We start from the raw sequence: 20,723 nt of genomic DNA on the forward strand, positions 1-20,723 counted from the left end.
TCACCTTGCCAAGGTGAGGGTCGCGGGTTCGAATCCCGTTGTCCGCTCCAGAACTTCAAAAGCTCCCTTCTTGGGAGCTTTTTTCTTTGTGCTACTGCCCAAAAACCTTTCAAGATGCTATGCTGGCTCCGACGTGAAACGCCGAAACGACGGGAGCGCCATGAACACGAAGACGGTAGCATGCGAAACCTGCGGCCAAGCCGCCACGCAATTTGAGGGGAAACTCCCCACCACCGGCGTCGCGAAAGTGCTCGTAGCCGGCATCATCGTCTATATTGCAGGCATTTGGGTGCTCGTAGCCCTGGCCTTTGCCACCACAGGCGACACCGCCGATAGGGGCCTCATGGAAATGCTCGTAGTCCTCTCTGCCGTCGTGTCGCTGCTCACGGTGCTGGTGCTGTATTGGATGTTCCGCCCCAAAAAGGGCACAGCCGTCATCTGCCCCCACTGCGGCGCGCGCTATGCCGTCACCCTGCCTCCGAACTACAGCAAGGGATGGAACTACGACAAGCTCGCTCAAACCGCCGCCGCGCTGCCCAGCGGCAACGACGAAGGCAACTAGCCGCGCTGCTCCTCGGCCGTCTCGTCGGCGCCATAGGGCTCGATGTGCACGAGGACTTCCTTCACTTGGGGAAAGTCGCGTTTAATGCGCGCTTCGACCAAGTCCCCTAGGTGGTGCGCCTCAAGCACCGTCATAGCGGGATCGACGAGGGCATGCAAATCGCAGTAGACTTCAGCTTCGGTGCCGCGCGTGCGCACGCAGTGCACCTCGATAATGCCCGGCACCGTGCTGCCCGACGCCACCACTTTCTCAGCGGGAATGCAGGCATGATCGGACAAGGTGCGCAGCCCCGTGCGGAACACCCCCGCAGCCGTGATGAGAATCGCCACGGTCACGAAGAGCGCCATGATGGGGTCGGCCATGGGAAAGCCCGCCACCACCAGCGCCAGACCCACGATGACGCCGATGGACACGAAGGCGTCGGAGAGCGTGTGAGCCGCATCAGCCGCAAGAATCTCACTCTTGAGCCGCTTGCCGGCGCGGCGCTCGTACATCGTCACGCCCAGATTCACCACCAAGGTACCCACCATGACCACAAACGATACCGGGGTTACCTGGGCCGTATAGGTGCCGCTGACCAACTTCCCCACCGCCGAGGAGCCCACCTCGAAAGCGGCGAGCAGCAGCAGCACTCCGATAACAAGCGACCCGTAGGTTTCAAACTTGGAATGGCCATAGGGGTGCCCCTCGTCAGCCGGCCGGGCAGCCAAGCTGATACCCACTAGGCCAATGACGTTGCCAACGGAATCGAACACCGAGTGGATGCCGTCGGCCTGCATCGACGCCGACTGGGAAGCCAGGCCGTAGAAGTACTTGGCCGCCGCTACCACCAAGTTCAGCACCAGCACGATCCACAGGACGCGCTCCACCTGGCGGGAATGGGTGCTCTTCAAAGTATGTGAGTCCATAATAACCACTATCTCTTACCACTGAACCAGATATGACGCCCAGGTTCGCCCAAGGAAGTCAGCGAGGGTTCGACAGGTGCCTGGAATTGCCCCGCCTTGGGGCCAAGTTGGCTTCGGCCAACGCCGCGCCCCAAACAAGGGGCAAGGCCAGGTGCCTGTCGGAGCCGCAGCGTCGATATCAAAAAAGGGCCCTACGGGCCCTTTATTGATAATGGTGTCGGAGGCGGGATTTGAACCCGCACACCCGGTAAATGGGCACTAGCACCTCAAGCTAGCGTGTCTGCCGTTCCACCACTCCGACGTGCTTTTTACAGCGACGATTATTCTAACAGAAGCCATCGTCGTTGCAAGAAGAAATTTGCAATTACTGGGAAATGGTGCCGTGAGGATAAATGACCATGAGCACCAGCAGCGAAACAAGGAACACCACGGCGCAGCCAATGGTAATGCGGTCGAGGTTCTTCTCGATAATGCTCGTGCCCGTCTGCGTCGAGTACATAGAGCTGGCGATCATATCGGAGATGCCCGTGCCCTTGCCGGAGTGCATGAGGATGAAAATAATCAGGCCAATGCCGGACAGAACCAGCAGCACGAGAAAAACGATAACCAAGGGGTTCAAAATTTCACGCTTCTTTCTTCAGAATGCTTCTGCGTACACAAGTCGCTTAGTATAACGGATGGAACAGGGGCTTTCAAGGCACCGCTGCCCAACGTCCGCAAGCTGCCCACAGGAGGCCTGGGCGGGCAGCACCTCCTGCGAGCAGCGCCATCATTACGAGGCGAGCAGGTTCTCCCCCGTCATGACCGTCGGAGCATCCAAACCAATCATGGCCAGCAACGTCGGCGCGATATCGGCCAAACGTCCCTCGCGGCCGTCCAGGCGCAGATCCGCTCCGCTTGCATCCACCAGCACGAGCGGCACCGGAGCCGTGGTGTGGGCCGTAAAGGGCGTGCCGTCTGCGGCGATCATGCAGTCGGCATTGCCGTGATCAGCGGTCACCAAAGCAACGCCGCCCTGACGGCGCACGGCGTCGAGCACCTTGCCCACGCCAGCGTCCACGGCCTCGACAGCCTCCTTAGCCGCTTGGACGACGCCGGTGTGACCCACCATATCGCAATTGGCGAAGTTCACGATGTAAACGTCAGCCTCGCCCTCGTCGATGGCGGCGGCCAGGGTATCGGCCACTTCCGGCTCGCTCATCTCGGGCTGCAAATCATAGGTAGCCACCTTAGGGCTTGCCACCAATTTACGGCTCTCCCCCGCCTTCTCGGCCTCGCGACCGCCGTTGAGGAAGAACGTCACGTGGGCGTACTTCTCGGTCTCGGCGATGTGGTACTGGGAAAGGCCCACTTCGGCGAGCACATCGGCCAACACCTGCTCGGGGAACTCCTTGGCAAAGGCAATGGGCGCCGGAATATCGGGGTCGTACTCCGTCAGGCAGACGAAGTGCACTTGGGGCCAGCGACGGCGAGCGAAACCGGCAAAGGCAGGATCGACCAAAGCCCGGGTGATCTCGCGGGCGCGATCGGGGCGGAAGTTGAAGAACACCACCGTATCTCCGTCGACCATGCCGCGCTCCACGAGCGCCACGGGCTCGACGAACTCGTCGGTGACACCGCTGGCATAGGAAGCCTCCATGGCCGCCACCGCTGCCAAATCGCGATAGGGATCGGCATTCACGACCGCCTCGTAGGCGCGCTCGACGCGTTCCCAGCGATTGTCGCGATCCATAGCGAAGTAGCGTCCCTCCACCGAGGCGATCTCGATAACCGTGCCCGTCGGCGCGGCGCTTTGGGCGCGCTCGATGTAATCCACCAGTTCGCGCAGATACTCCGCGCCGCTGGAAGGTGGCACGTCGCGGCCGTCCATGAAGCAGTGGATCATGACATGGCCCACACCCGCCGCTACGGCCGCATCGATGAGGCCGTAGAGATGCTCATTGGAAGAATGGACGCCGCCATCGGAGACGAGCCCCATAAGATGGAGTGCCGCTCCGGGCTTTTGAGCCGCAGCGAAGGCCTCTTGCAGCACCGGATTCGCCGCAAGGGAACCGTCGCGGCACGCCCGGTTGATGCGTGTGAGCTCTTGGAACACCACGCGCCCGGCGCCAATGTTAAGGTGGCCCACCTCGGAGTTGCCCATTTGGCCTTCCGGCAGACCCACGGCCTCGCCCGAAGCCTCAAGGCGCGTCATGGACTCCTCGGCGAACAGGCGGTCGAGCACCGGCGTGTCAGCCAGCGATATGGCGTTGCCCGGCCCCGGCTCCTGCAACCCGAACCCGTCCATAATGATGAGGCAGGCCGGAAGGCGCAGACCTCGTTCGACCATGGCTTCCTTCGTCAAAGACATAGCGCGAATCTCCCTACTTGGCCGCTTTCACAATTTCCAGGAACGAGGAGGCCTTCAGGGCCGCACCGCCGATGAGGCCGCCGTCGATGTCGGGCTCGGCCAGCAGCAGCTCGGCGTTGCCCTCGTTCATGGAACCGCCGTAGAGCACGCGCACCTGTTCGGCCACGTCGACGCCGAACAGGTCGGCCAGCGTGGCGCGAATGGCCGCGCACACCTCTTCGGCCTGCTCGGGCGTGGCCGTGCGCCCGGTGCCGATGGCCCACACCGGCTCATAGGCCACTACCGTGTTCACGGCATCGGCGGCCTCGACCCCGGCATAGGCAGCCCGCACCTGGGCCGTCACAAAGTCCAGGTACACGCCCTCGTCACGCACGGACAGCGACTCGCCGACGCAGATGATGGGGGCGATGCCGGCCTCGATGAGCGCGCGCACCTTGAGGTTCACGTCTTCATTCGTCTCATCGAACAGATGGCGACGCTCGGAGTGGCCCACGATGCAGTAGGTGCAGCCGATCTCCTTGATCATGGGAATGGAAATTTCCCCGGTGAACGCCCCCTTCGGCTCCCAGTACACGTTCTGGGCGCCCAGGGCAATGTTGACGCGATCGAACTCGAACACCGACTTCACCGGCTTCAAGTCAACGAAAGGCGGGCAGACGGCTACGTCCACCTCGTCGAGGATGTCGGGGTAAATGCCGTTGGAGATTTCCTGGGCCAGCACCACGGCCTCGGGAATGGTGTTGTTCATCTTCCAATTGCCGGCGATAAGATTCTTGCGAGTCATGTCGTTCCTTTCTGGAGCCCGCGATGGCGGGACGTCGTTTCGAGGGGCCAAACGGGCGGGACGCCGCCCCGTAGGCAGCGTCCCGTACTAGTTGCAGCTATTTGAGCGATTCGACGCCCGGGAGCTGCTCGCCCTGGACCAGCTCCATGGAAGCGCCGCCGCCCGTGGAGATGAAGGTCATCTGGTCAGCCAAGTCGAACTTGTTCACTGCCGCCACGGAATCGCCGCCGCCGATGATGGTATCGGCCTCGGCGTTCTCGGCCACCGCCAGGGCGACGCGCTTCGTGCCCGCCTCGAACGAGGGCATCTCGAACACGCCCATGGGGCCGTTCCAGAAGACGCTCTTCGCCATGCCGATGGCCTCGGCGTAGAGGCCGGCCGTTTCGGGGCCGATGTCCAAACCCATCATATCATCGGGGATTTCGTCTACGGAAACCGTTGCCGTGGTGGCATCGTTGGCAAAGGCGTCGGCCACCACCACGTCAACCGGAAGCAGCAGCGAAACGCCCTTTTCGCGCGCCTTTTCGATCATGGCCGCGGCGCGCTCGACCCAATCCTCTTCCTTCAAAGAGGTGCCCACAGTTTTGCCCTGGGCCAACAGGAAGGTGAAGCACATGCCGCCGCCGATGATGAGGGTGTCGGCCTTGTCGAGCAGCGCATCGATGACCTTGATCTTGTCGGACACCTTGGAGCCGCCGAGAATGGCCACGAAGGGGCGCTTCGGCTCGTCGAGCATGCCGGTGAGCGTGCCCACCTCGCGCTCCATGAGGTAGCCGGCATAGGCGGGCAGCAGCGCCGCCACGCCCGCGGTAGAGGCGTGGGCGCGATGGGCTGTGCCGAAAGCGTCGTTCACGTACACGTCGCCCAAGGCCGCCAGCTCTTCGCAGAACGCCGGGTCGTTCTTCTTCTCGCGCTTGTCGAAGCGCAGGTTTTCCAGCACGACGATTTCGCCATCGTTCAGGGCGCCCACCTTAGCCTGGGCATCGGGGCCCACCGTGTCCTCGGCGAAGACGACGGGGGCGTCGACCAGCTCGGCCAGACGCGCCGCCGCCGGACGCAGCGAGAACTTCTCCTCGAAGCCCTCCCCCGCCGGGCGACCCAGATGACTCATGAGCACGACGCGGGCGCCCTCGTTCACCAGCTTCTGGATAGTGGGCAGCGCCGCGCGAATACGGGTGTCGTCGGTAACCACGTCGCCGTCCAGCGGCACGTTGAAATCGACGCGCACCAGCACGCGCTTGCCCGCCACTTCGGCCTGATCCACGGTCTTAATATCAGCCATGTTCATCCTTTCTAAAACGAAAAGCCTGACCCAAATGAGCCAGGCTTTTCGGAACACGTCGTTCTTTTACGCCTCGGGGAGCAGAATCTTAACGAGGTCCTTCACACGGTTGCTGTAACCCCACTCGTTGTCGTACCAGGACACGCACTTCACGAAGTTGCCCTCGCCGCCCATGACCATGGTGAGCTTCGAGTCGAAGATGGAGGAGTGGTCGTTGCCCACGATGTCGATGGACACGATGGGATCCTCGGTGTACTCGAGAATGCCCTCGAGCGGACCTTCCGCGGCGGCCTTCATGGCGGCGTTGATCTCGTCCACCGTCACATCCTTCTCAAGCTCGACGGTAAGGTCGACCATAGAGCCGTCCGGGGTGGGAACGCGGGTGGCAAAGCCGTCCAGCTTGCCCTTGAGCTCGGGGAGCACCAGGGACACAGCGCGGGCGGCGCCGGTAGTAGTGGGGATCATGGACATGGCGGCGGCACGGGCGCGACGCAGGTCCTTGTGGGGAAGATCGAGGATCTTCTGATCGTTGGTGTAGGAGTGGATGGTGTTCATGTAGCCGCGCTTGATGCCGAAGTTGTCCAGCAGCACCTTGGCGAAGGGAGCGAGGCAGTTGGTAGTGCAGGAAGCATTGGAGATGATGTTGTGCTTCTCGGGATCGTAATCGCCGTCGTTCACGCCCATGACGATGGTGATGTCCTCGTTCTTGGCGGGAGCGGAAATGACGACCTTCTTAGCGCCGGCATCCAGATGGGCCTTGGCAGCATTGGCGTCGGTGAAGAAGCCCGTGGACTCGACAACCACGTCGACGCCCAGCTCGCCCCAGGGCAGGTTCGCGGGATCGCGGTCGGAGAGCATGGTGACATGCTGGCCGTCAACCACGATGCCGTCATCGACAACCTCAACGGTGTCGAAGGCGCGGCCATGGATGGAGTCATACTTCAGCAGGTGAGCGAGAGCGGCCTTGTCGCCCAGGTCGTTAACGGCCACCACTTCCACATCGGGGTCGTTGGCCATGGCGCGGAACACGAGACGTCCGATACGGCCGAATCCGTTAATGCCTACCTTGGTTGTCATAGGGTATCTCCTTTCACAAGATACTCGAGATGCCGAACAGTCGACATGGGTTCGCTTGTCAGCGCCTATAGTTTACTACGAACCTTACCGAACGGTAACGCCACGAAAGCATTTGGCCTGGAAAAGCGTGGCACGTGCACAATCAAAGAGACATTGACATTTAGTCAGGCGTCTGTCAGGGCTTTTACCGAACCAGACGCGCATCGAGGGGCGACACCTCTTCGACACCGTCGATGCGCGTTGCCCGGAAGTACGCTTTAAGGGCTTTGGAGATGATATCGCCTTGGGAGCGAGCCGTCGGATCAGCGGCTTGAAGGCGCCGCAGCATCGCGTCGGCTTGGCGATCGATGACGGCAGTGATGCGCACCTGAGCGGCTGGCTCCGCAAAATACTGGTCGAGCAGCGCGCCTGCATTCCTGCCTCCGTGCTCTTCCACGAATTCGCGTGCGCCGATGGTGTCGATGGGCTGGATGAACGCCCCGGCCAGGGGTTTGCTCTGCCCTGGACGCGTAAAGCGCGCCGCCGGGGACTCGGGTCCTCCCTCGCAATGCAGGAAAAACTCTCCCGTACGCTTCCGATAGAGCGATTGGCGATAAAAGCGCGGATGCGTCGGGCCCTCTTTAGAGGAAGCCGTCAAAACAAGTTTCGCAGTATCCGTGTCGTAGAGCCTGCCGTCTCTTTGGTAACGCATAGCATCCTCCTTTATTTATTTAATTCATAGTATATATGAATTAAATAAATTACTCATATATTGCATTAAGTAATTAATTGAAAGTAAATTTAAAGTAATTATTTGATTATATTAATTATTTAAATCGTATATTCGAAACAAACCGCAAATAGAAGGCCATTAGCATGGGCTACGCTCCATTTTGTCAATCAGAGGCCGAGAGCAGACCCCCAAGGGGCTGCACTCCAGAACGACGAGCAGCGCATACCCGGAGGTTGCCCATTGGACAAGGTAGGTTCGACGGTTAAGCATGGGCGTAACGCAAGTTCGGCGGTTGGGCATTGGGCGGCGCGACCTCGGTTATTGCGCACTGGGACTGCATAGCTCCAACGCAGTGGTCAAAAATAGCTCCAAGTGCATGGTTTGGTTCGAAAACGCTCGATTAAGGTCATAAATCGATCAAGGCGGGGCTTTTGCAGCGAAAAAGCGAGCATTTGGGAGCACGATCATGTCGCACCAGTTTTGGTGCCAAAACCCTCACCAAGCTGACCTGGGGATTCAGTCACAAAACTTGAGCGCATTTTTCTTAGCCGGCCACCCCGCCGCACAAAACCCCCGCTTTAACGGAATATTGACCTTAATCGAGCGTTTTCGAACCAAACCCCCGCCTTAACCGATTTTTGACCGCGCCCACCGGCGCGCAGACGCCCCAAAGTGAGTCCAGCAGCGCAGGCACTGGTTGGCGTGCCGCCTCCTACTTGCCCTCGATCTCGCGCATCATTTGTTCGATGCGGCGGACGCGGTGGTAGACGGCGCTTTTCGACAGGGGCGGGTTGGCGCGCTCGCCCAGTTCCTTCAGCGAGGCCTCGGGGTGCAGCACGCGCAGGCGAATGAAATCCTGCAGCGCCGGCGGCAGGTTCTCCATGCCGTAGTGCTCCACCACCGTGCGGATGGCGTAGATCTGCTCGACAGCGGCGTTGCTGGCCTTCTGCTGGTTGGCAATCTCGGCGTTGATCATGCGGTTCACGTCGTTGCGCACGCTTTTCACCACGCGCTCCTCCTCCATGGAGAGCGCCGCCTGATGGGCGCCCGTGAAGGCGAGGAACTCCAGGATAGCATTGCCGCTTTTCAGATAGACCATATACGAGTTGCGCCGCTGCATAATACGCGCCGCAATGTCCTTGCGGGCCATGAGAGCCACGAGCCCCTCGGCCAGGGCATCGGATTCAACCGTGATCTCGAAGTGGAAGTCGCTCTTCGGATTCGAAATGAAGCCCGAACCCAAAAAGGCACCACGCAGATAGGCGGCAGCACAGCAGGGCTTCGCCACCAGCGACTCCTTGATGCCCAACTCCAGGCCGCCCTCGGCTGAAAGCACGCCCATGTCGCGCAGGGCCTCGGCCAAGTGGGCCTGGGCCGGCACCTCGATAAGGTAATTGGGCGTCTTATGGAGCACCGAACGGCGCATAGTCAGGTTGGTCTTCAGCTCGTACAGCGAATGGAGCAAGCGCACCACCAGGCGCGCCACGGCCGGCGCGTCGGTGGCAATTTCCACGCGGTAGCGATTCGGACCGCTCACGAACAGCGTGCCCTCGATGCGCACGAGTGCCGCGAGCGTGGCCTTCTCGCAGGCCGGGCAGTCGGGAGCCACCCGGGCCAGCTCGTCTTTGACCTCGGCCGTGAACGACACGCTAGCCCCTCCGCGCGCGGGACAGCTTGATGACGTTCTGGAAAGCCTCGCGCAAAGCGAAGGGCGAATGCCACGTGGGCTGCTCGGAGTCGACTAAGTTGCGGCTGATGACGATAGGTCCGCGCGACTGGATGGCCAGCACGTCGGCATAGGTGATGGAGATGGGCCGCACACCCTTGGTCAGCTGCACGTCGTTCAGATCCGACGTGGAGGCGTGCTCCAGATCGGCGCCGGAAATGGCCGCGAAGGAACCCGTAGCGGGACTTTCCGCCCGCAAGGGCACCTTCGAATGGACAAGCATGTAATCGATGAGACCCTCCATGCCGTGGGCCGCCAGGGCCTCGAAATGCTCGCGCGCCGTGAGCCCCCAGGTCTCCCCCTGCACATCGGCCAAGGCGCACACGAAGAGCACGCGGCCCCGCGAGGCGCGGATGGCATCGATGACGCCAGGAATGAGCAGGTTGGGAATAATGGAGGTGAACAGCGAGCCGGGGCCGAGCACGATGAGATCGGCCTCGCGAATAGCCTGGAGCGCCGGCTCATAGGGCCGCGGCGGACGGCCCGCCTCATCGGTGAGCCATACGGAGGCGAGAGCCGTCTTCGAATGGCACGCCACCGCCTGCCCGTCGAGCACGCGCCCGTCCTGGGTGCGGGCCGAGAGCACCACGTGATCCAGCGTGGAGGGATAGACATGGCCCTGCGCGTCTACCAGTTTCTCACAAATGGCAATGGCCTCGGGAAACGACCCGCAGGCGTCTTCGAGGGCTGCCAACAGCAAGTTGCCGAGCGCGTGGTCGCGGGCCACGGCGAAACGGTACTTGAGGGCGCGAACCAGCGGATCGGCGGGGTTTTTCGCAAAGGCCACCAGGCACTTGCGAATATCGCCCGGCGGCGTGACGTTGGCCTCTTCGCGCAGCACGCCCGTGGAGCCGCCGTCGTCGGCCATGGCCACCACGGCACTCGTCTGCACCCCCAGGGACAACAGCGTGCGAATGGACACCGGCGCGCCCGTGCCGCCGCCGATAACCACCGCACGAAGGGCCTTCTCGCTCTCATCGAGCGGCCGCAGATTCGGCAGCGCGTTGCGCAGCGCCGAAAACGCCGCCGTGGCCGCCGGATCGACCCGGAACGCCTCGGTTTTCTTCTTCTTGCCTACTGCCATGACCTAGGCCTCGTTTCCCGCGCTGGCCCGGGCATCGAGAACGTTGTCGCTCTCGCGCAGCACATCCTTGCCACGCTCGGCCAAGCGCAGGTCGCGATGGGCCACCGAGACGCGATAGCCCTTCGACTTCAGGTAGTCGCCGGTGGACTCCGCCAGGGCCACGGAACGGTGCTGGCCGCCGGTGCAGCCCACGCCGATGGCCAGCTGCTGCTTGCCCTCGGCCACATAGCCCGGCATGACCACATCGAGCAGATCGTGCCATCGCTTCTCAAACTCGATGGTCTCCTCGCGGAACAGCACGAAATCGCGCACGGGGGCATCGAGGCCCGTCAGGCTGCGCAACTCGGGGTCGTAGTAGGGGTTCGGCAGGAAGCGCACGTCCATGACGAGATCGGCGTCGAAGGGGGCGCCGTGCTTGAACCCGAAGGAGTAGACGGTAACCGCCAGCCCCTTGCGCTCGCTGCCCGTGTCGAACAGCGAGCGGATGGTGCTGCGCAGCTTCTGGGGCAGCATGTCGGTGGTGTCGATGACGAAGTCGGCCCGATCGCGCAGGCCCAGCAGCAGATGGCGCTCGCGCTGAATACCTTGCCAAATAGTAGTGCCGTCCGTGCACAGCGGGTGGCGACGGCGGCTCGACTTGTAGCGGGCGATGAGCTTGTCGTCGGCGGCATCCAAAAACAACGTTTTGTAGGAGATGCCCTGCTCGGTCATGGAGGTGAGCTCCTCATCGAGGCTGCCGAAGAAGTCGCCGTTGCGGGAGTCGCAAACAACCGCCAGCTTGCGACGCGGGCCCTCGCCGCCGGTCTCCTCGTTCACCCGCACCAGCTCGCCCAAAAGGCTCGAGGGCAGGTTGTCCACGCAGAAATAACCCAGATCCTCGAACACGTGCATGGCCTCGGTGCGGCCAGCGCCCGACATGCCCGTCACGATGACGAAATCAGGCAGGGCGTCCAAATTCAATTGCTCATCAGCCATGGAGGCCTCCTTCTTCGGCAAGTTGCTCTTCTTTCTCAGTTTTCTGCACATTATACTGCGCCAGCACGCGCACCAGCTCCTCGGCCACATCCTCGGGGATCACCTTCGCCGCCTTGATGTCGTCCAAGCTGGCCGCCTTCAGGTTCTTGAAGGATTTGAAATGCTTGAGCAGCGCTTTCTTGCGCACGGGACCCAAGCCCGCCACGTCGTCAAGAATAGAGGCCGTCATGCCCTTGCCGCGCAGCTCGCGGTGGAAGGTAATGGCGAAGCGGTGGGCCTCGTCGCGCACTTGCTTCACGAGGTACAGCGAGGCGGACCCACCGGGAAGCACCACGGGGCCCGTGTCCTGCCAGGGCACGAACAGCTCCTCGTCGCGCTTGGCCAAACCGCAGATGGCAATATCGTCGATGCCCATCTCCTCGAACATGGCCAAAGCCGCCGTCAGCTGCGGCTTGCCGCCGTCCAAAATGATGAGGTCCGGCTTGCTGCCGAAACGCTCGTCAGCCATGCGCTCGGGGCTGTAGCGCCGGCGCATCACCTCTTGCATGGACAAAAAGTCGTTGGCCTCGTCAAGCGGCGTCTTTATTTTGAAGCGCCGATACTGATTCTTGTCCGGCTTACCGCCGGTGAACACCACCATGGAAGCCACGGTGTAGGACCCGTGGATGGTGGAGATGTCGAAGCACTCGATGCGCATGGGCGGCGCGTCGAGCGCCAGGGCGCTTTCCAGCTGCAGCAGGGCGTTGTTGATGCGCTTGTCATCGTAGTTCGTGCGCACCTTGTAGCGCATGAGCGTGTGCTTCGCGTTGGTTTCCGCCATGGCCACCAAGTCGGCCTTCTCGCCCTTCTGCGGAGCGGTGAAGCGCACTTTCGCCCCATGGGCCGAATCCAGCTTGCCGGTGAGCCACTCCCCCATGGCCTCGGCATCTTCGGGAAGCACACGCACAATGACCTCATGGGGAATGGACGTGGTGGTGTCGTAGTAGCGCATGAGGAAGTTGCGCAGGAGGTCCTGGTCGGGCACGTCGGTGCCGCGGTTGAGCACGAACTCGTTGGCGTTCACAATGCGGCCCTCGCGAATGACGAGCACATGGACGCCGGCCACGGTCTCCTCGCGGAAAAAGCCAATGACGTCGGCGTTCAGGTTGCGCGTGGACACGGCGTGCTGTTTGTCGGCCAGCGAGTTGATGGTGTCGATGCGGTTCTTGATGCGCGCCGCCCGCTCGAAGTCGAGCTCGGCGGCCGCCTCCTGCATCTCCCCGGTCAGCTCCTCCACGAACTCTCGGTGGTTGCCGGCCAAAAAGCGCTCGATGCGCCGCACGTTCTTGGCGTACTCCTCAGGGGTGATCTGGCCGCAGCAGGCGCCCGGTCCTAAACCCACATGGGCATCGAAGCAAGGACGGCTGCCGCGCTTGAGCGTGGCCAGCGGGTCTTTCTCCAGCGCACGCGTCAGGCTGCGCCAGTCGGCACAGGACGCCGCGCACAGGGGCACGACGCGGCGGGCAATGTCGATCATTTCGCGGGCGGCTCGGGCATCGGTGAAGGGACCGAAGTACTTGGTATCGGAGCGATGCTTCTCGCGGGTGTACTTGATGGCGGGAAACACGTCGCCCTTGGTCAGCGCGATGAACGGATAGCTTTTATTGTCCTTGAAGTCGGCATTGAAGAAGGGGCTGTACTGGTTGATGAGGTTCTTCTCCAGCACCAGGGCCTCGTGCTCGTTGTCCACTACGATATAGTCGAAGGATTGAATGGCCTCTACGAGTAGCGGAATCTTCGCCCGCTCGTCCTGGAAGTTCACGTACTGGCGCATGCGGGCGCGCAGCTGCTTGGCCTTGCCCACATAGATGACCTCGCCGGCGGCATCCTTCCACAGGTAAACCCCGGGCAGGGTAGGCACCGCGTCGAGCTCGCGCTTGATGCGCGCGAGTTTTTCCTGCTGGGATTCTTTCTTGTTCATAGTGCCAGTATACCCGCCTTCGCGCCCCTCTTCGAAATATCCAGAAGCGACAGCCCATCGAGTTGTCTATACGGGGAGTTTTTGCGAGATCGCGGCAGAGAGAGCTGCTTCGTGATACTTTGACTGTCTGCAATAAAACTTTTTCGGGGGAAAGATTCGATACCGTCGAGACTCTGCGCCCTTGCGTTACCAAAGGACTACCGCATTCATGGATATCGTCAGCAAAGGAAAAGGCTCCGCGACCACAGCGTCCAACGCCGCTTCAGCCGCGAGCTCAACCTCCGCCGCGCTTCTGCGCGTGGCCTTCTTCGTCATCGCCGTGGTGCTGGGATGGCTGCTTGTCGAACTGCCCTGGAACGACAACATCATAGGCATCGCGCCCAGCTACGCGGCTGCCAACTTGGCCATTGTGGCCCTCTTGGGCGGGATCGTCTTTCTGATTGGCCAGCGCACGCGCATCTCGCTCGCGGTTTTCGTGGCGCTCTGCCTGTTCATCGGTGTTGCAAACTTCTACATCATCACGTTCAAGGGCCAACCCATTCTTCCCGCCGACCTCTTTGCTTTAAGCACGGCTGCCTCCGTGGCCGGCGGCTATACCCTGTTCCTGACGCCGCGCCTTGTGGGTTGCCTGCTTGCCTTCGCCGCCTTCTGCGTGGCCCTGCGCCTCTGGTGTCCGGCGCGGCACATTACCCGGTGGGATGTCATCGTTAACTGCATCGCCGCGGCCCTGCTTATTGCGTTCTGCGCCATCAAGTACCAGAGCACCGACATAAAGAGCGAGTTCAACGTCACCGTGGACGTCTGGGACGTGCGTGGCTCCTACGGCTCCCAGGGCACCTTGCTCTGCTTTCTCTCGCGCGCCCAGGAGCTGACCCCGGCCGAGCCCGAAGGCTTCTCTGACGAGGTGCTTTCCCACGTGCTGGAGCCCTTCGAGTCCTCGGCGCACCAAAGCGCCTCTTCCGCTTTGGCAGCCAAGGACGGAGCCGCCCAGAGCGCTGAGGGTGCTGAGGGCTCCAAAACTGCCGCAGATACGGCGAAGCTCCCCAATGTCATCGCCATCATGAACGAGACGTTCTCGGATTTGTCCAGCTATCCGGGCCTGGAGGGCAGCAACGCCCAGCCTGCCTACTTCAAAGAAGTGCAGGCCGATTCCCTGGTGGCCGGCGATTTGTACGTTTCGGCCATGGGCGGCGGCACCTGCAACAGCGAGTTCGAGTTTTTGACCGGCTCGTCCATGGGCAACATGGGCGGGGGCGTGTACCCCTATGTGCTCTACGACCTGGACGGCACGGAGAATCTGGCCGCCTACTTCGATCGCCTGGGCTACGACACCCACGCCATCCATCCCGCCGAGGCCAGCAATTGGCGCCGTGATCGCATCTACGAGCAGCTGGGCTTCGACAGCTTCGACGACATCACCACCATGGAAGGCGCCGACACCTTCCGCGATCTGGTTACCGACAAGGCCACCTACGAGCGCGTCCTGGAGAAGATCGACGCCGGCGACGGCCCGCAGTTCGTGTTCGACGTGACCATCCAGAACCATGGCGGCTACGACACGGGCCTGGTGCCCGAGGAGGATCAGGTGCATCTGGACTCCGACGCCGTGGACAATCCCGAGATCGATGAGTTCCTGGCCGCTATGCACCAGTCCGACGAGGATTTGCGCTGGCTCATCGACGAACTGAACAAGCGCGATGAGCCCACCATCGTGGTGTTCTTCGGCGATCACCAGCCTGGGTTCGCCGACTGGCTCTTCGAGCACACCTACAACAAGTCCGTCGACGACGCCACCATCGAAGAAGTGCAGGCGCGCTATCACACGCCCTATTTCATCTGGGCCAACGCTGCTGCCCGCGCCGAGGACTCCTCTCTGGAGTTGGAAAAGATCGGCACCGACACCGTCACGAGCCTCAACTATCTGGGCGCCATGCTGGTAGAAGCCGCCGGCCTTCCCGGTACGGTGCACCAGAAGTACCTGGAGCATCTGCGCGAGACCCTGCCCGCCGTCAATCTGAACGGCTACCAGGACGCCACGGGAACCTGGCACTGGTTCGAGGAGGAGATTGCCACTCCCGAGCAGGCAGCCGCCCAAGAGGCCCTCGACGACTACGCCATCGTCCAATACGACGATCTCTTCCGCAAGAACTCGCCCTACAAGGAAGGATAAAGGCCTAACGCACGAGAGCCGCCCCGAAGGCGGCTCTCTCATTGCAGGGCGATGCTACAGGTTGTCCCTCACCCACTGGATGTTGCCCATAACCGTGGCAATCAGCTCTTCGGTGGAGTCGAAGGCGCGCATGGGGCGCAGCCACTCGATGAACTCCACCTCGATGGGCTGCCCGTAAATATCCTGGTCAAAGTCGAGAATGTGCACCTCGACGTTGCACTGGGAGCGATCGGCGAAAGTAGCAGGCACGCCGATGTTCACGGCAGCCTTGTAGCGCGTGCCCTCCACCGTGGCATAGCAGGCGTAGACGCCCTCGCCGATGGCCAGCAACAGGGGCTCTACCTCCAGATTAGCCGTGGCGAAGCCGAAATCGTGACCCTCGCCGCGGCCCGGCCGCACGGTGCCCGACAACGCATAGGGACGTCCCAACAGCTCGGCCGCCTCGCGCACGTTGCCTTCCTGCAAAAGCCCGCGAATGCGGGTGGACGTGACGGGCACGCCGCCCTCGGCCACCAACTCATGGCCGTGCACGGCCATGCCGAAGCGCTCGCCCCAGGAGCGCAGGTCTTCGACGTTGCCCATGGCACGGGCGCCGAAATGAAAGTCCGAGCCAATGTGGATGGACGAGGGAACGCTTCCCCCGAAACAGCTTTCCAGAAACGCATCGGGGCTCTGAGCAGCGAATTCGCGCGAGAACGGCAGTACCACCACCGTGTCCACATCCTGCTCCGCCAGCTTGGCAATGCGCGCCTCGTTGGTCATGAGCTTCTTCAGGCTCTCAGGCCGGAAAAGCTCGTCGGGATCGATGTCAAAGGTGATGACGGCGCTGGGGCGCCCCTGCTCGCGAGCGGCGTTGACCGCTTCGCCGATGATGAAGCGATGGCCCTCGTGCACGCCATCGAAGACACCGAAGGCCACCGCAGCCCCATCAAGCACCCTGCCGTCAAAGGCCTCATCGGCCCTAGAGATCACCGTAGCCACGAGCTACTCCTCTCGGAAACACGCAGCGGGACACGCACAAAGCCTTATCCTGCTGATATTGGTACAGCGCAATGATGCGATTATCGTACACCAAAGCGACGGTTTCGCCATCCTCCCACGGAGCGCAACTCTCGCGCACTCCCGAGGTGCAGGCGCAGATCTCATCGGCCAGGGCGCCGAAGGACCGCTCGCACAGGGTAAGCTCGGCGGCCGGCAGCGCATTGCCGTGAGACACCCGCTCGGCTTGGCTCTGGTTCACGTAGACAAAACGCAGGCCCAGGGCGCGCAGCGGATCGAGGGCCGCGCGCTCGCCGATTTCCTCGAGCGTTTCCAGGCTCACGCAGTCGTCCAAGCCGATAAAGCCGGCCTTCGTGCGACGGAGCGCCCCCACATGGGCCGGACAGCCCAAGGCGTTGCCGATATCGCGGGCCAACGCCCGAATATAGGTGCCCTTCGAGACGGAAAAGCCGATGTCCCAACGGGCCGGCTCGGTGCCATCGGCCCCGTAAATACCTAAAAGCTCGGCCGCGTACACCTCGATATCCCGCGGCTCCAAGTTGATGATGCGCCCCTTGCGAGCAGCGTCGTAGGCCTTCACGCCATCCACCTTGATGGCGGAATAGGCCGGCGGCAGCTGCTTGGACTTCCCCACCAAGCTGGCCACGAAGGTGGTGGCGAAGAAGGGGTCGAACACCTCGTCGGGCACGTCTCCCGTGCGGATGACCCGGCCTTCGCAGTCGTCGGTATCGGTGGCAGCACCGAAGATGACGGACACGATGTAGGACTTATCATGCCCGGTCAGATAATTGTCCAGACGCGTAGCCGGCCCAATGCAAATGGGCAGCACGCCCGAGGCCAAGGGGTCAAGCGTGCCCGTATGGCCCACGCGACGCTCGCCGAAGATGCGCCGGCAGCGATTGACCACATCGTGGGAGGTCATGCCCGAGGGCTTGTCCACTGCCACCATGAGGCAGAGATCCGTGGTACCGCGCTTCACAGGCACTCCTCAGCCACCACAGGGCACGGGATGCCCAAAAGCTGGGCCACGGCAGCCACGGCCTGGGGCAGCAGCTCGTGAATGGTGAAGCCCGCGGCAGCGCGATGGCCTCCCCCGCCGAACTGAGCCGCCAGGGCGGCCACGTCGGTGTCGTCCTTGGCGCGGAAGCTGCCACGTACTTCGGTGGCCTGCTCGCGCAACATGCACGCCACCGATACGCCCGCTACCGAGCGCAGCACATCGATGAGGGGCTCGGCATCGGACTTCACAGCGCCGCAGCGAGCGAAATCTTCCAGCGAGAGCCACGACATAACCGCACGGCCGTCGGACGAGAAGGCCATGTGATCGATGGCCACCGCCTCCAGGGCCACCGAGGCCCGAGAGCGATTTTGGTAGAAGTTGCGCGAGATAACCGACGGCTCGGCCCCAGCAGCCACCATTTCAGCGGCCGCCGCAAAAGCAGCGTTGTCGGCGTTCTGGTATTGGAAGCGCCCCGTGTCGGTCATAAGACCGGTGTAAGCGCAGGTGGCAATGAGCTGAGCGCGATCGCAGCCCAGAAGTGCGGCCAGCTGCCATATCAGCATGGTGGTGGAGGCCACGTCGGGGTCGGTATAGCTGAGCTGGCTCATGGCGTGGGGCACCGCGTGATGGTCGATAGTAACGGTGAAGGCCGCCCGCTCCTGAAGTCGCGCGCCATCGCCCAATCGCTCGGGCGTGGGAACATCGACGGCAATGAAGCTGTCGCAGGGCCCGTCAAACGAAACCGCCGGCACCAGCTCTTGGCTTCCCGGCAGAAACGCCAGCGTGCCATCGATGGGCTCGTTGCGCGCCAAGACAACCGAAACCTGCTTGCCGCACTGTCGCAGCGCCCAAGCCAAAGCCAGCTGAGAGCCCAGGCAGTCGCCGTCGGGACTCACGTGACCGCAGATAACGTAGTTATCGTGCGTCAGCAGCTGTTGGGCAATTTCTTCCAGGGTGGTGTTCGTCTGAGGGGTTACCGCCATAGATTAATACTCCCGATCCTCGCCAATGGTGTCGTCGACGATCTTGCCTTCCAGATGCTCGCGCTCGGTGTTAAGCGCATAGTTGATGGCCTCGGCCTGGTCCACCGACTTATCGACAAAGAAGCGCAGCTCGGGAGCAACGCGCCACGAGAGCTTCTTGGCCATGAGCGAACGGATATGACCCGCAGCGGCCTCGAAGGCAGCCTGCACATCGGCATAGCGGTCGGGATCCACGGTGTAGTACACGTTGCACACGGAGCGATCGTAGCTTACCTCGCACCCGGTGATGGTAACCATATGCAAGCGCGGGTCGGACACGTCGAACAGAAGAATGCTGGCAATAACCTCGCGGGCCTGCTCGTTCACCTTACGGTTGGAAGCACTCTGTTTCATAATGCCATCTCCTCAATTGAGACTTATAGGATGCTTCAAAGTATAAATAAGAAATGACCAGCAAGTACGCCGAGTGAATTACGTCACAAAACTGGAAACCTTTAAAAGTCGGAAAAGCAGCTGCCGGACAGGGGGTGCGCCCCCGTGCGCAGGTTCCGCAGCGAAAACCCTACACCTCTCTTTCGAGAAGAGCAGAGCAGCCGGCGGGAGACCCGTGTGCCTCCGCGCGCAGGTTCCGCAGCGACGAGAACAGCCCAGTGGGCTGTTCTCCAAAGCGAGGACTGCTTGAGCACGGAGGTATGCGGGTCTCCCGTCGGCGGACAGGCTACTCGGTTCTTTCGACTTCCTTCACCTGATAACCCTCGATGGTATCCCCCACCTTCAGGTCCTGGAACTTCTCGATGCCGATGCCGCACTCGTAGCCCTGCTTCACGGTCTTCACGTCGTCCTTGAAGCGGCGCAGCGAGGCCATGACGCCCTCGAAGATAACGGTGCCGTCGCGTACGATGCGCACCTTGTCGTCGCGGTTGATCTCGCCTTCCACAATGTAGCAGCCGGCGATGGTGCCCACCTTCGGCACCTTGAAGGTCTCGCGCACCTCGGCGATACCGGTGTCCTCTTCCACGATATCGGGGGACAAGAGGCCCACGCGGGCGGCATTGATGTCCTCGATGGCCTGGTAGATAACACGGTACAGGCGAATGTCCACCTTCTCTTTCTCGGCCTGCTGGCGGGACTTGCCCGTGGGACGCACGTTGAAGCCGATGATGATGGCGTCGGAAGCGGCGGCCAGGGTGACGTCGGTTTCCGTGATGCCGCCCACGGCGGAGTGGACGATGTTGATGCGCACCTCGGACTGGTCCATCTTCTCGAAGGCGTCGCGCAGAGCCTCGATGGAGCCCTGAACGTCGGCCTTCACGATGAGGTTCAGATCGGTCTGCTTGCCTTCCTCGATGCGGCTGAACAGGTCATCCAGGCTCATATGGCTCTTGGTTTCCTGAGCGGCCAGGCGGGCGCGCAGGGCACGCTCCTCAGCCAGCTTGCGAGCGTCGCGCTCGTCCTCGAAGACGCGGAACTCGTCGCCAGCGGTGGGCACGGAGTTCAGGCCCAGAATCTCGACCGGATCGGCGGGCTTGGCCTCGGACACGTGCTCGCCGCGCGGGTTCACCAGGGCGCGCACGCGGCCGTAGCTGGTGCCGGCCACTACCACGTCGCCGGTGTGCAGGGTACCGCGCTGGATAAGCACCGTGGCCACAGGGCCGCGGCCCTTGTCCAGGTTGGCCTCGATAACGAAGCCGGAGGCCTCGGCATCGGGGTTGGCCTTGAGCTCCAGCACGTCGGCCTGCAGCAGGATGGTTTCCAGCAGGTCGTCGATGTGCAGGTTCTTCTTGGCCGACACCTCGACGAACATGTTGGAGCCGCCCCACTCCTCGGGAATGACGCCGTACTCGGTGAGCTCCTGGCGCACGCGGTCGGGATTGGCACCGGGCTTGTCGATCTTGTTGACGGCCACCACAATGGGCACCTCGGCAGCCTTGGCGTGGTTGATAGCCTCGATGGTCTGCGGCATGACGCCGTCGTCGGCAGCTACCACCAAAACGATTACGTCGGTGACCTGGGCACCACGGGCACGCATGGCGGTAAAGGCCTCGTGACCCGGAGTGTCGATGAAGGTGATCTGGCGGCCGTCGATGTTCACCACGGAAGCGCCGATGTGCTGGGTGATGCCGCCGGCCTCGCTGGCCACCACGCCGGTGT

Annotated in this window: 18 protein-coding genes and 1 tRNA gene; 2 read left to right on the forward strand and 17 right to left on the reverse strand. The window is 62.1% G+C overall.

What is annotated here, in order from left to right:
* Positions 1-160 precede the first annotated feature (160 nt).
* Positions 161-562 (forward strand): hypothetical protein, encoded by a 402-nt coding sequence (locus QZ307_RS07255; protein ID WP_295997878.1) that lies wholly within the window; start codon positions 161-163, stop codon positions 560-562.
* Here the strand turns inward: QZ307_RS07255 and QZ307_RS07260 are convergent.
* From QZ307_RS07260 to uvrC, 12 genes are all read right to left on the reverse strand, one after another.
* A complete protein-coding gene (locus QZ307_RS07260; RefSeq protein ID WP_295997881.1) occupies positions 559-1,470 on the reverse strand; it encodes a cation diffusion facilitator family transporter in 912 nt (303 codons plus the stop codon). The two genes, QZ307_RS07255 and QZ307_RS07260, sit on opposite strands and share 4 nt — an antisense overlap.
* A gap of 212 nt (positions 1,471-1,682) precedes the next feature.
* Positions 1,683-1,771 (reverse strand) — tRNA-Leu (locus QZ307_RS07265).
* Positions 1,772-1,834: 63 nt separating this feature from the next.
* Positions 1,835-2,089 carry a preprotein translocase subunit SecG gene (gene secG, locus QZ307_RS07270; protein ID WP_295997884.1) on the reverse strand — a complete coding sequence of 85 codons (255 nt, stop codon included), beginning with the start codon at positions 2,087-2,089 and terminating at the stop codon, positions 1,835-1,837.
* Between the two features lie 153 nt (positions 2,090-2,242).
* Positions 2,243-3,820: a 2,3-bisphosphoglycerate-independent phosphoglycerate mutase gene (gpmI, locus tag QZ307_RS07275; protein WP_295997887.1), complete on the reverse strand. Its 1,578-nt coding sequence runs from the start codon at positions 3,818-3,820 to the stop codon at positions 2,243-2,245.
* A gap of 13 nt (positions 3,821-3,833) precedes the next feature.
* The gene (gene tpiA / locus QZ307_RS07280) at positions 3,834-4,604 is read right to left on the reverse strand and encodes a triose-phosphate isomerase (RefSeq protein WP_295997889.1); all 771 of its coding nucleotides are present in this window, start codon (positions 4,602-4,604) and stop codon (positions 3,834-3,836) included.
* 97 nt (positions 4,605-4,701) lie between these two features.
* Positions 4,702-5,886, reverse strand: coding sequence for a phosphoglycerate kinase (locus QZ307_RS07285; protein WP_295997892.1), 1,185 nt, complete (start codon positions 5,884-5,886; stop codon positions 4,702-4,704).
* A gap of 66 nt (positions 5,887-5,952) precedes the next feature.
* Positions 5,953-6,963 (reverse strand): type I glyceraldehyde-3-phosphate dehydrogenase, encoded by a 1,011-nt coding sequence (gap, locus tag QZ307_RS07290; protein WP_295997895.1) that lies wholly within the window; start codon positions 6,961-6,963, stop codon positions 5,953-5,955.
* A 184-nt stretch (positions 6,964-7,147) separates the two neighbouring features.
* Positions 7,148-7,654, reverse strand: coding sequence for a hypothetical protein (locus QZ307_RS07295; protein ID WP_295997898.1), 507 nt, complete (start codon positions 7,652-7,654; stop codon positions 7,148-7,150).
* 733 nt (positions 7,655-8,387) lie between these two features.
* Entirely contained in the window at positions 8,388-9,323 is a 936-nt protein-coding gene (gene whiA, locus QZ307_RS07300; RefSeq protein ID WP_295997900.1) for a DNA-binding protein WhiA, read from the reverse strand.
* 1 nt (position 9,324) lies between these two features.
* Positions 9,325-10,485, reverse strand: coding sequence for a gluconeogenesis factor YvcK family protein (locus tag QZ307_RS07305; protein WP_295997902.1), 1,161 nt, complete (start codon positions 10,483-10,485; stop codon positions 9,325-9,327).
* 3 nt (positions 10,486-10,488) lie between these two features.
* A complete protein-coding gene (gene rapZ, locus QZ307_RS07310) occupies positions 10,489-11,460 on the reverse strand; it encodes an RNase adapter RapZ (protein WP_295997907.1) in 972 nt (323 codons plus the stop codon).
* On the reverse strand, positions 11,453-13,420 hold the full coding sequence (uvrC, locus tag QZ307_RS07315; protein WP_295997910.1) for an excinuclease ABC subunit UvrC: 1,968 nt from the start codon (positions 13,418-13,420) through the stop codon (positions 11,453-11,455). Before uvrC ends, rapZ begins: the two co-directional genes overlap by 8 nt.
* Before the next feature lie 208 nt (positions 13,421-13,628).
* Between uvrC and QZ307_RS07320 the strand changes: the two genes are divergently transcribed.
* On the forward strand, positions 13,629-15,590 hold the full coding sequence (locus QZ307_RS07320; protein ID WP_295997913.1) for an LTA synthase family protein: 1,962 nt from the start codon (positions 13,629-13,631) through the stop codon (positions 15,588-15,590).
* A 54-nt stretch (positions 15,591-15,644) separates the two neighbouring features.
* On the opposite strand, the gene ribF is transcribed toward QZ307_RS07320, so the two are convergent.
* From ribF to infB, 5 genes are all read right to left on the reverse strand, one after another.
* Positions 15,645-16,571, reverse strand: a complete 927-nt coding sequence (gene ribF, locus QZ307_RS07325; RefSeq protein ID WP_295997916.1) for a riboflavin biosynthesis protein RibF — start codon at positions 16,569-16,571, stop codon at positions 15,645-15,647.
* On the reverse strand, positions 16,552-17,568 hold the full coding sequence (gene truB / locus QZ307_RS07330) for a tRNA pseudouridine(55) synthase TruB (RefSeq protein ID WP_295997918.1): 1,017 nt from the start codon (positions 17,566-17,568) through the stop codon (positions 16,552-16,554). Before truB ends, ribF begins: the two co-directional genes overlap by 20 nt.
* Positions 17,565-18,572, reverse strand: coding sequence for a DHH family phosphoesterase (locus QZ307_RS07335; RefSeq protein WP_295997921.1), 1,008 nt, complete (start codon positions 18,570-18,572; stop codon positions 17,565-17,567). The genes truB and QZ307_RS07335 overlap by 4 nt, the downstream gene beginning before the upstream one ends.
* A 3-nt stretch (positions 18,573-18,575) precedes the next feature.
* Entirely contained in the window at positions 18,576-18,965 is a 390-nt protein-coding gene (gene rbfA / locus QZ307_RS07340; protein WP_295997924.1) for a 30S ribosome-binding factor RbfA, read from the reverse strand.
* Positions 18,966-19,290: 325 nt separating this feature from the next.
* A partial coding sequence (gene infB / locus QZ307_RS07345; RefSeq protein ID WP_295997927.1) for a translation initiation factor IF-2 occupies positions 19,291-20,723 on the reverse strand: 1,433 nt, incomplete at its 5' end.

Source organism: uncultured Adlercreutzia sp. (assembly GCA_910585575.1).
In the GTDB taxonomy this organism is placed as follows: Bacteria; Actinomycetota; Coriobacteriia; order Coriobacteriales; family Eggerthellaceae; genus Adlercreutzia.